Genomic DNA, 13,178 nt, shown 5'->3' with positions numbered 1-13,178 from the left:
TGGGAAAGTGATCGCAGGAAAACGCACCGCCTGAAAAGCAGGCGGTGCCCATCAATCCTCTGTTTCGCTGCTCGCCGGCTCATTGAGCATCGTGCGGTAGCGATGGAGGCTTTCCTCCAGATGGATGATCAGCGCGGCCTTGGCAGCCTTGGCATCGCCTTGGGTGATCGCGGCCAGAATAGCGGCGTGTTCCTTGTTGATCTTCTTCAGGTAGGTGCTGTAGCCGCGCGCCGATTGGCGATGTTTGAGCACGAGTTCGAAATTGATGCTCTCTATCACCGCTTCCAGAAAACTCGGGAAGTGGGGATTGCGGGTGGCGCGGGCGATCGCAAGATGAAACTCGAAGTCAGCGCGGGCCTCGACCTCGGCATCGTCCGTCACCAGGTTTTCAAGGTTGTCATAGGCGCGGGCAATTTCTGCCAGCGCCTCCGGCGTGCGCCTCGACGCTGCAAGGGCAACGGATTGGATCTCGACGCCGAGTCGCAACTCCAGGATCTGCATCGCCGAGCGAATGTCCTCGATGCGGCTGATCTCGAAATTGAGGGTCTTTGCGTCCTTCTCGCTGACATAGACCCCGGCACCCTGTCGCGCCGTCACCCGTCCGCCCACCTTGAGGGAGGTGAGCGCCTCGCGAATGACGGTTCGGGAAACGCCGAACTCTTCGCACAGCTGCGCACTTGACGGAATTTTCTCGCCGGGGGCATAAAGACCGGAATCGATCCGTTCCATCAGCTTCGCAACGACGATTTCCGCGAGATTGCCTCGTTGCGTGATGATTGACACAGGGTTGCTCCGATTTTCACGATCAGATTTAGCACATATCACATATCATGCCACGTCTGATTGCGGGATGCCGGGGTTTTCAGACATTATCTTATCGATGACCTGAAAGGGGTGCGGGATGCGTTTGTTGTCGATTTCCTTCACCTGGGAGCGGCACGAATATCCGGTGGCCATGAGACTGTCGGTATCGCCTGATGCATCGACCTCCGGCTTCCAGCTCATCGCATAAAGGCGCTCGGAGATCGGCCGGTTGCGGGCCTCGTGGCCAAAGGTGCCGGCCATTCCGCAACACCCCGTTTGTGCCGCCTGAAGGTCGATGCCGAGGCTTGCGAACACTTGTTTCCATTGTGCAACGGAAGAGGGCGCATTGGTGCGTTCGGTGCAATGGGCCATCAGCCGGAAGTTTTTACCCTTGGCGGAGGAGGGTGACGCGGCAAGCCGGTCAAGATTGGTGACCAGCCATTCCTGCGGAAGAAGAATAGCCGCCTTCAGCATGCCCTTGTATTCGCTGCGAAAGGCGAGCGTCATCGACGGATCGAGCCCGACCAGCGCTACACCCGCTTCATCCAGCCGCTGGAGATAGCACGCGGTCCGCTCGGCCGCAGCCTCGAAACGTCCGAGATAGCCATGAACGTGCAGCGCTTTGCCATTAACGTGGGACGCGGCGAGGAAGGGCGAGAGCCCCATTTTCCGCGCAAGCCTGATTGCGGCGAGGGCGACCTCAGGATCGAAATAGGCGGTAAACGCATCGGCGACGAAGATAACGCTCTGCCCCCTCTGGCGCGGCGACAAGGCCTCGATCCGCGACGGGGTCGCAAGCGGTACCCCAAGGCGGGCGGCCTCTTTCGCCAGAGAGATCTGCGGCAGGCGGGGCAGGGACGTCAGTCCGGCGACGCGCATCATCATCCTGCCGGCGCGCGTGCTGACGATAAGGTTATAGGCAGGTCGTATCCGCTGAACCAGGGGCAGGGTGGTCTCGATGGCGGCGACGAGCGGATCCTTCAGCGGACGGAGGTAGCGTCCGTAATAAAGTTCGAGGAATTTGGAGCGGAAGGCCGGGACGCTGACTTTCACCGGACATTGCCCCGCGCAGGCTTTGCACGCCAGACAGGTGTCCATCGCAGCGCGGACCTCATGGGAAAAGTCGTCACGATTTTGGGGGTTCAGCGAGTTGAAGGCGCGCCGCGCCAGGTTCGCCAGCGGACCGCTCCGCCGCAAGCGTTTTGCCTCCTCGCGAGCATCGATGCCCTTCTCGGCAAGCAGCTTCAGCCATTCCCGCATCAAAGCTGCGCGGCCCTTGGGCGAAAAGCGCCGATCGCGTGTCGCCTTGTAGGAGGGGCACATGGGGCTGGTTTCTTCGAAATCGAAACAGGCGCCGTTGCCGTTGCAATAGGCGGCGTTGTCGAAGGCCGAGCGGATCTCGTTGCCGATGACGCGGTCGGTCTCTCCCCGCAGCGGCACGTCGTCGATCTTCAGCAGCGCCTGGCCGGACGGGGCTGCGATCTTGCCTGGGTTGAGGCGGGTTTCCGGATCGAAAGCCCGTTTGATCTCCTGCAGGCTGGGATAGAGATCGCCGAAAAATTCCGGCACATATTCGGAACGCACGCCTTTGCCGTGCTCTCCCCAGAGCACGCCGCCATATTTGCGCGTCAGCGCTACGACGGCGTCGCTGATCTCCCGAACCAGCTTGATATGGTCGTCGCGGGTAAGGTCGAGTGCCGGCCGCACATGCAAGACGCCGGCATCGACATGGCCGAACATGCCGTAGGAAAGGCCCGCGCCATCGAGAAGCGCGCGGAACTCACGGATATAGGGCGCGAGGTTTTCCGGCGGCACGGCCGTATCCTCGACGAATGCAACCGGTCTGACTGGCCCTTCCACGTTTCCAAGCAGGCCGACCGCCCGCTTGCGCATCGACCAGATCGCCTCGACATCGGCATGACCTCGGGCGATCGTGTAACCGGCATGGCGTGCATTTGCGCCGGTGGCAAGCGCTGCAGTCACCTCGGCGAGTTTGCGTTCGAGTTCGGCTTCATCGTCGGCCAGCACTTCGGCGATATTGATGCCGTTGGTCGCTCCGCCCGCGTCGTCCGGAAAAAAGCGGGCAATGCCGGTCCAGACGATGTCGCCTCTGGCGAGGCCGAGAACCTTTTCGTCGACCGTTTCCACCGAGGCGACGTTCAGCGCCACGAGGCTGCGGGCATCCTCCAAGGCGGTGTTGAAGTCGCCGTAGCGGATGTTGATCAGGGCCGCATGGGCGGGGATCGGCAGAAGGTTGAGTTCGGCTTCGGCGATCATCGCCAGCGTTCCCTCCGAGCCGCAGAGGATGGCATTGAGGTCGAAGCGCCCGTCGCTGCGGAAGATGTGAGCGAGGTCGTAGCCGGTCATGTAGCGGTTGAGTTTCGGAAAGATCTCGGCGATCCGGTCGCGCTTTTCCCGCGCGATCCGCTCGACTGTCCTGTGGATCTCGCCGACACGGTCCTGGCGCGCGACGATCTCCGTGAACGCCTCCGGATCGAGCGGGCGCGACCACCAGTCGGAGCCATCTACAAGCACGATGCGCAATCCCAGTACATGGTTGCTGGTCTTGCCGTAGAGGCATGACCCCTGGCCGCAGGCATCGGTGGAAACCATGCCGCCGATGGTGGCGCGATTGGAGGTGGAGAGTTCAGGCGCAAAAAACAGGCCGTAAGGCTTTAAAGCCTGGTTCAGTTGATCCTTGACCACGCCCGCCTGGACGCGGGCAATTCTCCTGACCGGGTCGATTTCGAGAATGGAATTCATGTGTCGCGAGCAGTCGACGACGATGCCCGATGTGAGAGATTGGCCGTTCGTGCCGGTTCCGCCGCCGCGCGGCGCGACGGTGATCCCGCGAAAAGCCGGCTCCGACAAGACGGCCGCCGTGATCTGCAGGTCTTCGACGCCTCGGGGGAAAAGGATGCCGGTCGGCTCGATCTGATAGATGGAGTTGTCGGTCGAAAAAACAGTCCGGCTCGCCGCGCCGGTTTCGATGTCGCCATCGAACCCCGCCTCGATGAGTCGCTGGAAGAATCCTGCAGGAGGAAGGGGGATTGAACCATGCGGACGGAGGCGTGGAATCATTGCGAAACCTTCAGAATGCACTTGAGCTTTGTCAAGCTTGGCATATAAGTGATAACATACAATGGCAGCTGCGCAACGCAAAACACTGAGGTGGAACTTTGAAGAACCAGACCGCAATCATCGTCGGCGGCGCTTCCGGACTCGGCTTGACGACGGCCAAGCTGATGATCTCGCATGGGGCGACCAGGATCGGGCTCATCGATCGCAATGAGCAGCTGCTTGCCTCTTCGGCCGAGGCGCTTCGTGCTCTCGGCGCCGAGGTTGCGACGGCCGCTGCCGACATTTCCCGGGCGGAAACGGCTCATCGTGGGTTCAACGAGATCGCCGGCAAGCTCGGCCGGATCCATGTGCTCGTCAACAGCGCCGCCATCTATCCGAGACGTCCTATCCTCGAGATCACCGACGAGGAATGGGACCTCGAAAATGCGATCAACGTGAAGGGTACCTATCATATGATGGTGGCTGCCGTTCTTCATATGCGCCAGCACGTGAACGCGCCCGAGGTTACGGGGCGGATCGTCAATGTGACCTCGGTCGATGCTTTCAAGGCTCATCCCCAGAATGCGCATTATGCCGCAACCAAGGCGGCTGTCGTCAGTCTGACGAAATCCTTTGCCCAGGAATGCGCCAAGGACCAGATCCTTGTCAATTCCGTAGCGCCCGCCGGTTTCGCGACGGATCGCGCCAAGGAGCTCGGATTCCTGCCGGAGCTGGCCAAAGCCAGCGCCCTTGGCCGCGCGGCCGAGCCGGTCGAAATGGCGGAATGGATCGTCATGATGGCATCGAGCCGCAACACCTATGCAACAGGCGAAAACGTCGTCGTCAGCGGAGGCTACATCTATGTCTGAGCCGCTGCCCTATCGGGTCGCCGTGGTCACCGGTGCGACGAGCGGCATCGGTCGCGCCACCGTCGACAAGCTGTGTAAGATGGGGCTGACGGTCTATGCCGTTGGCCGAAGCGCCGAGGCTCTTGAAGAACTCGCTGGGGAAAGCGGGGCGAAGCCGATCCGGGCCGATGTGCGCGATACCGCCGAAATCGTCAAGCAGCTTCACGGAACTGAGGTCGATATCCTGATCAACAATGCCGGCATTCTCTCGACGCGGGCGACATTCAGCGAGATCGAACCGTCCGAAATCGATGCCATGATCGACATCAATCTCAAGGCGCCGATGCAGCTGACCCGTGCATTCCTGCCTGCCATGGTTGAGCGAAAGCGCGGCCACCTGATCTATATCGGCTCGAGCGGCGGCCAGGCGCCGTATCCGAATATGGCGGCCTACGGCCCGTCGAAGGCCGGGCTCAGCCTGTTTTGCGACAATTTGCGCTGCGACCTGCTCGGGACCTCCGTTCGGGTGACCGAGGTGGTGCCGGGCCGCGTCCAGACGGAACTTTATCGAACCGCAATGGCGGGCAATCAGGCGCGGACGCTGCTCTATGACGGCTACCGTCCGATACAGCCTTCACACATCGCCTCGATCATCTCGAACGCCATCGAGCTTCCCGTCTTCGTCGACGTGTCGCGGATCGAAGTCTTCCCGACGGACCAGGCGACCGGCGGCGGCACCATGGTCAAATTTCCCGAGCCGTAGGCGGGCGCTCGCTTGTTTCGAAGAGACCGCGGGCCGCCTCGACCATCGATTGCAGCTGATTGGGGTCGCGTACGCCCTGTCGGTAGATCTCGATGATGATGCTCGCCATTCGTTCTGCTTCATCGCTGTCTCTTGCTATCGCGTAATCGGCGCGGAGCTTGTCGAAGACGTGCTGGCAGGTTTCAAGATCGCGGGAGTCCAGCGGTACCTGCGATCGGTTTTTGATCGTTTGAACCATCTCTATTCCCTTCGAAAGGCCCGCCAGCGAGGCCGGCGGGCCGGCAGATGTGTTAGAAATCCATGCCGGGGCCGGCGGGCAATGGCGGCGGCGCGTCCTTCTTGGGTTTCTCGGCGATCATGGCTTCGGTCGTGACGAGAAGGCCGGCGATGGAGGACGCGTCCTGCAGCGCGGTGCGAACAACCTTTGCCGGATCGATGACGCCCTGCGCATAAAGGTCGCCATATTCGCCGGTCTGAGCGTTCCAGCCGTAGGCGAAGTCACTTTTCTCGCGCAGCTTGCCGACGATGACCGAGCCTTCCGCTCCGGCATTTTCGGCGATCTGCCGCGCCGGCGTCTCGAGCGCGCGGCGAACGATGTCGACACCGACACGCTGGTCGCTATTGGCGGTCTTGAGGTTGTCGAGCGCCTTGACGGAGCGCAGCAGCGCCACACCGCCGCCCGGCAGAATGCCTTCCTCGACCGCCGCCCGGGTTGCATGAAGCGCGTCGTCGACGCGGTCCTTCTTTTCCTTCACTTCGACTTCCGTCGAGCCGCCGACGCGGATGACGGCAACGCCGCCGGCGAGCTTGGCAAGACGCTCCTGCAGCTTCTCGCGGTCGTAATCGGAGGTGGTTTCTTCGATCTGGGCCTTGATCTGGGCAACACGGCCTTCGATGTCGGACTTGGCGCCCGCGCCGTCGACGATCGTGGTGTTCTCCTTTTCGATCGACACCTTCTTGGCACGGCCGAGCATGTCGAGCGTGACGGATTCGAGCTTGATGCCGAGGTCTTCGGAGATGACGGTGCCGGCGGTGAGGATGGCGATGTCTTCGAGCATGGCCTTGCGGCGATCGCCGAAGCCAGGCGCCTTGACGGCAGCGATCTTCAGGCCGCCACGCAGCTTGTTGACGACGAGGGTTGCAAGAGCTTCGCCTTCGACGTCTTCAGCGATGATGAGGAGCGGCTTGCCGGACTGGACGACGGCTTCGAGAACCGGCAGCATCGACTGCAGGTTCGACAGCTTCTTCTCGTGGATGAGGATATATGGGTCTTCGAACTCGGCCCGCATCTTGTCGGCATTGGTCACGAAGTAGGGGCTGAGGTAGCCGCGGTCGAACTGCATGCCTTCGACGACTTCGAGTTCGGTTTCGGCGGTCTTGGCTTCTTCGACGGTGATGACGCCATCATTGCCGACCTTTTCCATGGCTTCCGCCAAAAAACGGCCGATTTCGGCATCGCCATTGGCGGAGATCGTGCCGACCTGGGCGATTTCGGCATTGTTGGAGATCTTGCGGGCGTTGGCCTTCAGTTCCGCAACGATGGCGCCGACGGCGAGATCGATGCCGCGTTTCAGGTCCATCGGGTTCATGCCTGACGTGACGGCCTTGGCGCCCTCTTTGACGATCGCCTGGGCAAGCACCGTTGCGGTCGTGGTGCCGTCGCCGGCGATGTCGCTGGTCTTCGAGGCGACTTCACGGACCATCTGGGCGCCCATATTCTCGAACTTGTCTTCGAGTTCGACTTCCTTGGCGACGGAGACGCCGTCCTTGGTGATGCGCGGCGCGCCGAAGGACTTGTCGATCACGACGTTGCGGCCTTTCGGGCCGAGCGTCACCTTCACGGCGTTGGCCAGGATGTCGACGCCGCGCAGCATCTTCTCCCGGGCTTCGGTGCTGAATTTGACTTCTTTAGCAGCCATGTCCTCACTCCTTCATAGGCAGCCAGAGCAATTCCGGGAAAGGTGCGAAGCGGTTTTCCGTTCGGAATTGCGTCAGAAATAAAATGTTGGAGCTGTTCTGCTTTTCTACGACAAGCTGAAGCGCTCCAGCGTTGACGAATGTTCGCAGGGACCTCAGGCGGCCTGCTGCTGTTCGTCCTGGGTTTCGATGACGCCCATCACGTCGCTTTCCTTCATGATCAGCAGGTCTTCGCCATCGATCTTGATCTCGGTGCCGGACCATTTGCCGAACAGGATGCGATCGCCGGGCTTGACGTCGAGCGCCTGGATCTGGCCGGCATCGTTGCGTGCACCAGGGCCGACGGCGATGACCTCACCTTCCTGCGGCTTTTCCTTGGCAGTGTCGGGAATGATGATGCCGCCCTTGGTCTTTTCCTCTGACGTGACCCGGCGGACGAGAATGCGATCATGAAGCGGTCGGAACGACATGTCTTCCTCCATCGACAAACAGTGATGATGTTGCTCCCCCGGGCCGGACCGGATGACCAATCCGGGGCGGGTGCAAGGTTCCGCGCGAGCGCGCCTTGCGCGACTGATCTGGTTCGACGGCACTGCAATTTCAAGAGGGAATGAGAGAAAAATTAGCACTCTCCACCGACGAGTGCTAACGTATTGCAGGGAACAGAAAATCGGCTCCCGCGTTCGGACTACGAGGTGGATGACACTGCGTCGAAGGCGCGTTCAAGCCGCATCGAGGCTTGAATCCGGAATTTGACATTCCCAACTGTCTCATGATCGAGGCTTGACGAGCTCGATCACCGTCCCACGTCTTTTGGAGTGAGTGACATGGAAGAAAAGACCAATATAATCAGAGACCTCAGCATTGAGGAACGTGAGGAAATCTTCGTCGATATCGCTCGCACGCTGGAGGATACGGCGCGTGAGGCTCTTGTCGAAGGCAACATGCAGTTTGCGGCACTGTCCAACAACATGGCTGAAGCGATCCGCGTCAACGCCGACGAACTGGCCCGTGACGATCCCGACAATGCCGAGTTCGTGTTGCTGCAGGCGACGGCGATGATTTCGCAGTTCGAGGCCGTGCACCCCTATCGAATGGTGAGTATGGCCGTTCATTGATTGCCGCCGGCGCGTGCGGCTCGATCGCGCGCTCAAATCAATCGCCACCCACGCGGAACTCTCACTGCTTGCGAAGGTTATTGGATCACAACATCGAAGGGTGATCCATGATGACCGTCAAATCCACCGTGCCGCCCGAGAGCGGGACCGACGACGCGCGTTCCGCCGACACCGAACGGACCGAAGCCGATCGCAAAAGGGCATTGGAAACTGCCCGGCGCAACGTCAGTTCGACATTGGATCGCCACAGCGGCACCGAAACCCTAAGCCTCAAGCTTGCCAAAGAATATCTCAGCCTCGGCGGCCACCGCCGGTCGATGATCGACGACAATATCACCGACGTTCGTCAATGGGATGAAGATCCGCGGGAGGCCGAACGCTTCTGGAAGGAACGGGTGGAGACGCTTTCAAAGGACGAGCACAAACGGGTGGAGGATTTTCTTCTAACCATCAACACGCCGTGAAAGTGGCTGGGCCTGTTCTTCGGACGGCTTATTTAAATGCGCTTGGAGGAGATCATGGCGATAGACAAGCACGAGCAGATACGTCACCGTGCCTACGAAATCTGGGAGGCCGAAGGCCGCCCGGACGGCGCCGACCAGCGTCACTGGCTGCAAGCCTGTGATGAACTTGCGGGCGAGGATGAGCATGAAACACTGCAGAACCTGCTCGATGAAGACGACAGGGATGATGCAGCACTGCTCCAAGGCGCCGGCGAGAGCGGCGATTTCGATCGGCGACAAACGCCTGTCCAGGCCGCGGCGGTTCCCGTCCCTGACATCGAGATGACGACGGGCGAGAAGCCTTCCCGACAGAAGATCGGGAAGACCGAGGGCCCGTGATCGCCATGCAGCATCTCGACCATGCCATCCAAGTGGCTCTTACAGCCCATGAAGGTCAGGCAGACAAGACCGGCCGGCCGTTCTTCGAACATTGCCAGCGGGTCGCACTTCTCGTTTCCGGCGATGAGCGGCGGACGATCGCCTACCTTCATGACGTGGTCGAGAAAGGAAGCGGCTGGACGCTCGACAGGCTGAGGGAAGATGGCTTTGCGCCAGCGATCATCTCCGCCGTGGACGCTCTGACACGGCGGCCGGACGACGACTTCGTCAGACGCGCGGCATCCAACCCGCTGGCCTTGCCGGTCAAGCAGGCCGATCTCGAAGACAATCTCCGGCAGGCCGAACAGACCGGCAAGAACACCGAAAAGTACCAGCGCGGCCTGGATCTCCTGCGCGACATCAAGAGCCGACAATAGGAGCTCGGACAAATTTGCGCAGTTCGCCTGGCCGCCAAGATCGATAATGGGCCGATGGCGACCGTAACCTGACTTCCGCTGGTGCAGCGAAGGTTTTGTGCCTCATTTCATGTTTTGTTGGTAAACCACACTGTCGGGACGCCGAGCACGCCTCCCGTGCGCATCGCCGTCTTCAGTTCGTCCAGTTTGCTGAACGCCTGAGCCGCTTCAAACGTCGCAAACTCATGGGTGACGGTAATATCGTTCGGGTTGTCGATGGCGCGATAGACGGCTTGCGCTGTCACCCCATTGGCCTTCTGAACCTGATGAAACGCATCATATACCTTGCGCCAGGCGGCGTAGTCGGAGACCTCGTGCCTCACGAATAATGTCGTCATATCATCCTCCCCGATTGCATTTCCAAGTCTCGTGGATGGCTATTACGATTGAACCAGGAACATCATGGTCTCGGGCAAGACGCCGTCACTCGCCATCGCATCGGCGGCTGCCTTGGTCTGCATGAAGGCCATCAACTTTTCCATGTCTGCGACGTCCATGACCAAACCAACGCGGTTGGAGTTTTGCGGGTCTGTAAACGTACGAATGTTCGTGACGCCGATGGGTTCCAATACCTGTTTGCGGATGGGTGAAGCGAGCCAGTGTTTCGTGTCCTTGACGTCGTGACAGATCATTATGGTAGGCATTGTGTCCTCCTCTCAAGATCTCGGAAAACTGAAAGCTAAGTATGCTGTTGCGCTTTGCCGGATTTCATTACAGCAATGTTGCGAAGAGTGGGTTTTTCTTATTCATTAGTTGGAGATGTAAATATAACTATTGAGTAATTCGAAAATGTTATGCGACGGCGGCGTCGGGCGCGCATTGGGTTTTTGCAATAGCTTTGGTGACGGTTCCGGAGTCAGTGAGTGTCATTGGCGCTAATGACTTGGTCAATTTGACTTCCCTCCGATTGTCGCATCAATCTGACAATAGGATACGCCGCGTGCGAGATGGCAGAGGTTTGGAATGATCGAACGCCAGCCATTTGATCTCAAAGCCTATGTCCACGACATCGGAACAAGGCCGTGCTTTATCTGCGGCTTGCTCAAGAACGACCCCGCTTTCTTTCATCATCGCGTTTTTGAAGACGATGAGACGATCATTTTCCTGAGCAAATATCCCACGTTACCCGGCTATTGCCTTGTCTGTCCGAAGGAGCACCGTGAGGATCTGGCGCGAGACATGTCGAAGGATGAATATCTTCGACTACAGGGCAAGGTGCATGTCTTGTCGCGCGCCCTCAAAAGCGTGTTCGACGCCGAGCGAATTTATGTGCTTTCGCTCGGCAGCCAGCAAGCCAATAGTCACCTGCATTTTCATGTCGTTCCCTTGCCTTCAGGCGTGCCTCTCGAAGAGCAGCAATACCATGCGCTGATGGCGGAGAATGGGGTCCTGCACATACCTGACGATCAAATGGCAGAGTTGGCACAGCGCATCGCAGAAGCATACCGTGCCGAGTTGACCGCACGATAGTCACTCCTGTTCCCCCAATCCCAGGCTATGACTGGAGGGCGAATGCCGGCACCCGCTCGCCGTTCTCGCGAAAGAGCCGCTCCAAGTCTTCGAGGCGAGGGCAGGCAGGCGGATTATCGAGCGCTTGTGCCCAGTTCTCGCGGCTGGGCAATGCCATTGCCGCGGTCACGAGCACGGTGGTTCCGGGGCCGATTTGGCCGCGCAACTGCGGCAGCAGGGTCTTGGCGTGGATGAGATTGGTATTCGGGATCGGGCTCATCGCATGGCCGGCCCTCGGATCGGGCGATAGATCCACGATCGCGCTGACATCGGTCTGTCCGTACCAGACGGCTCGGCCTTCCCCTGCATCGGAACGGTCGGCATTGAAGTCCGCGCGTTCGATCGCAAAGCCGCCCTCGATTGTGCTGAGGGCGCGCGGCGTGGCGATGCGGTGGATGCGGATATGCCAGGGGTTTTCGGGAAGCAGCCAGGTTTCGATGGTGACATCGTTCCAGGGGCGCCAGCGCGAATAGAGGCGATTGTCGGCGATGAGCGCCTCTTCCATAGTTTCGCGCATGCGAAAATGGACGCCGTCGTCGGAGAGGCCGAGCATGCCGTCGAAGCTTGCGGCGGCAAAATTCCGGTCGTCGGCTTCGATGTTGAAGGCGTAGCGCGTGGAATAGACGAATTTCGAATATTTCTCGTTTGCGCCGAGCATCTTGTCATGCTGCTGTCCGGAGGAGAGCACGACCACATTTCCTGGCGTGTGCATGGCGACCATGCCCGCCGGTTTCAACGCAACCGGCTCCGGAAATTCCGGCTGCGGCGCCTCGTCGGCGGTCCAGAAGGGGTGATCCCCGGGAAGAGCCAGCGGTAGGAAGAATTTCAGCGCCCAATAGGGCGAACCGGGCGAATTGTAGCTCTCGCTCATGAAGAGATTGGGATAACCGTAGCCGACGGAGAGAACGCCGTCGCGCTCGGCAATCGGCATCGCCGACCACCAGCGGATATGGCGCATGTAATAGCCCTTGATCTCGGCCCAGGGCAGCGCTTCGACGCCGGCAAAGGCAAGCGCGCCCCAGAAACCACCGGCCGCGAAGCGGTAGGTCTGGCTGCGGCCGAAGGCAAGGGCTGCGCCATCGGGGCCGAACCAGTGGCGGATATCCCCGGCAAAGGTCTGGGCGCGATCCCGGAAGCGGTCCTTGCGCGCTTCGTCGCCGCGCGCCAACACGGTATAGATCAAGCCGTAGAAATGCATGGCGAAGGGGATGTAATGATCGACCCGACGCACCGGCCCGTCGCGATACCAGCCTTCCCCGAGGTCGAAGGCTTCCAACTCGTCGAGATAGGCAAGGGTTTTCCCGTGGTCGAAGGCGACACCAACGCGCTCCAGCCCGAGATCGATGAGGACGCGGAAGAATTTCCAGTTGTTGTCGATGAATTCCAGTTCGCGCGCGCTGAGAAGATAGGCGGCGACGGTCTTCTTTTCGCTATCGCTGAGCGGTTTCCAGATGTGTTCGGGGACAAGTGCCAGCGCGAAACCGACGGCGGCGAGCTCGACCAGTCGCTGATTGCGGTCGGCAAGATCGCCCCAATATTCGGGATGAGCGGGGTTCGTGCCGTTCGCCAGCCCGCGCCGATAGAGGTCCCAATGCGGGAACGCGCCGCCGCCTGCAGCGAACGGAACAATGCCCCAGAGCGGCCGTGCAAATCCTTCCAGATCCGCCGCCGCCCGGTCGAAGATCGCGCCGGCCGCACCGAGGCGCACACGGGCGCCGCTTTCAGAAAAATACGGCAGGAGCGGCTCGAAGAGATCGGTGACGGCCTTGGCGAGGTCGTCGCGGGTCTTCAGCGGATTGCCGAAGAGCGGATTGGCCCGGGCGGGATCATATATCATTGTCAGGCTCGAAATTCATGAAAAA

Annotated in this window: 15 protein-coding genes; 7 read left to right on the top strand and 8 right to left on the bottom strand. The window is 60.2% G+C overall.

Going from position 1 to position 13,178, the window contains the following annotated elements:
• Positions 1 to 51 precede the first annotated feature (51 nt).
• Positions 52 to 783: a FadR/GntR family transcriptional regulator gene (locus tag FHT69_RS23875; RefSeq protein WP_097631694.1), complete on the bottom strand. Its 732-nt coding sequence runs from the start codon at positions 781 to 783 to the stop codon at positions 52 to 54.
• A gap of 45 nt (positions 784 to 828) precedes the next feature.
• Positions 829 to 3,885 carry an FAD-binding and (Fe-S)-binding domain-containing protein gene (locus FHT69_RS23870; protein WP_183906055.1) on the bottom strand — a complete coding sequence of 1,019 codons (3,057 nt, stop codon included), beginning with the start codon at positions 3,883 to 3,885 and terminating at the stop codon, positions 829 to 831.
• Positions 3,886 to 3,983: 98 nt separating this feature from the next.
• Between FHT69_RS23870 and FHT69_RS23865 the strand changes: the two genes are divergently transcribed.
• Both FHT69_RS23865 and FHT69_RS23860 read left to right on the top strand, forming a co-directional pair.
• Positions 3,984 to 4,733, top strand: a complete 750-nt coding sequence (locus tag FHT69_RS23865; protein ID WP_029868427.1) for an SDR family NAD(P)-dependent oxidoreductase — start codon at positions 3,984 to 3,986, stop codon at positions 4,731 to 4,733.
• Positions 4,726 to 5,475 (top strand): SDR family oxidoreductase, encoded by a 750-nt coding sequence (locus FHT69_RS23860; RefSeq protein WP_097631692.1) that lies wholly within the window; start codon positions 4,726 to 4,728, stop codon positions 5,473 to 5,475. Before FHT69_RS23865 ends, FHT69_RS23860 begins: the two co-directional genes overlap by 8 nt.
• Here the strand turns inward: FHT69_RS23860 and FHT69_RS23855 are convergent.
• The 3 genes from FHT69_RS23855 to FHT69_RS23845 form a co-directional block, all read right to left on the bottom strand.
• Entirely contained in the window at positions 5,456 to 5,713 is a 258-nt protein-coding gene (locus FHT69_RS23855; RefSeq protein ID WP_047618812.1) for a hypothetical protein, read from the bottom strand. The genes FHT69_RS23860 and FHT69_RS23855 overlap by 20 nt on opposite strands.
• A 52-nt stretch (positions 5,714 to 5,765) precedes the next feature.
• Positions 5,766 to 7,394: a chaperonin GroEL gene (gene groL / locus FHT69_RS23850; RefSeq protein ID WP_029868430.1), complete on the bottom strand. Its 1,629-nt coding sequence runs from the start codon at positions 7,392 to 7,394 to the stop codon at positions 5,766 to 5,768.
• Between the two features lie 153 nt (positions 7,395 to 7,547).
• Entirely contained in the window at positions 7,548 to 7,862 is a 315-nt protein-coding gene (locus FHT69_RS23845; RefSeq protein ID WP_127431063.1) for a co-chaperone GroES, read from the bottom strand.
• Between the two features lie 357 nt (positions 7,863 to 8,219).
• On the opposite strand from FHT69_RS23845, the gene FHT69_RS23840 reads away from it, so the two are divergent.
• The 4 genes from FHT69_RS23840 (at position 8,220) to FHT69_RS23825 (ending at position 9,768) form a co-directional block, all read left to right on the top strand.
• Positions 8,220 to 8,510: a hypothetical protein gene (locus tag FHT69_RS23840; protein WP_183906054.1), complete on the top strand. Its 291-nt coding sequence runs from the start codon at positions 8,220 to 8,222 to the stop codon at positions 8,508 to 8,510.
• A gap of 107 nt (positions 8,511 to 8,617) precedes the next feature.
• Positions 8,618 to 8,974 (top strand): hypothetical protein, encoded by a 357-nt coding sequence (locus FHT69_RS23835; RefSeq protein ID WP_183906053.1) that lies wholly within the window; start codon positions 8,618 to 8,620, stop codon positions 8,972 to 8,974.
• A 54-nt stretch (positions 8,975 to 9,028) separates the two neighbouring features.
• Entirely contained in the window at positions 9,029 to 9,352 is a 324-nt protein-coding gene (locus FHT69_RS23830) for a DUF2934 domain-containing protein (protein ID WP_183906052.1), read from the top strand.
• 5 nt (positions 9,353 to 9,357) lie between these two features.
• Positions 9,358 to 9,768, top strand: coding sequence for an HD domain-containing protein (locus FHT69_RS23825; RefSeq protein WP_183906072.1), 411 nt, complete (start codon positions 9,358 to 9,360; stop codon positions 9,766 to 9,768).
• Positions 9,769 to 9,875: 107 nt separating this feature from the next.
• Here FHT69_RS23825 and FHT69_RS23820 read toward each other — a convergent pair whose 3' ends face one another.
• Together FHT69_RS23820 and FHT69_RS23815 are read right to left on the bottom strand one after the other, a co-directional pair.
• Positions 9,876 to 10,145 (bottom strand): hypothetical protein, encoded by a 270-nt coding sequence (locus FHT69_RS23820; protein ID WP_029867893.1) that lies wholly within the window; start codon positions 10,143 to 10,145, stop codon positions 9,876 to 9,878.
• A gap of 42 nt (positions 10,146 to 10,187) precedes the next feature.
• Positions 10,188 to 10,451: a hypothetical protein gene (locus FHT69_RS23815; protein ID WP_029867892.1), complete on the bottom strand. Its 264-nt coding sequence runs from the start codon at positions 10,449 to 10,451 to the stop codon at positions 10,188 to 10,190.
• A gap of 319 nt (positions 10,452 to 10,770) precedes the next feature.
• Between FHT69_RS23815 and FHT69_RS23810 the strand changes: the two genes are divergently transcribed.
• Positions 10,771 to 11,277, top strand: a complete 507-nt coding sequence (locus FHT69_RS23810) for an HIT family protein (RefSeq protein ID WP_048338436.1) — start codon at positions 10,771 to 10,773, stop codon at positions 11,275 to 11,277.
• Positions 11,278 to 11,302: 25 nt separating this feature from the next.
• On the opposite strand, the gene FHT69_RS23805 is transcribed toward FHT69_RS23810, so the two are convergent.
• The gene (locus FHT69_RS23805) at positions 11,303 to 13,153 is read right to left on the bottom strand and encodes a DUF2264 domain-containing protein (RefSeq protein ID WP_063473543.1); all 1,851 of its coding nucleotides are present in this window, start codon (positions 13,151 to 13,153) and stop codon (positions 11,303 to 11,305) included.
• Positions 13,154 to 13,178: the final 25 nt, after the last annotated feature.

Source organism: Rhizobium sp. BK008, assembly GCF_014197345.1.
Taxonomy (GTDB): Bacteria; Pseudomonadota; Alphaproteobacteria; order Rhizobiales; family Rhizobiaceae; genus Rhizobium; species Rhizobium anhuiense.
This window is presented reverse-complemented; position numbering and strand designations above follow the sequence as displayed.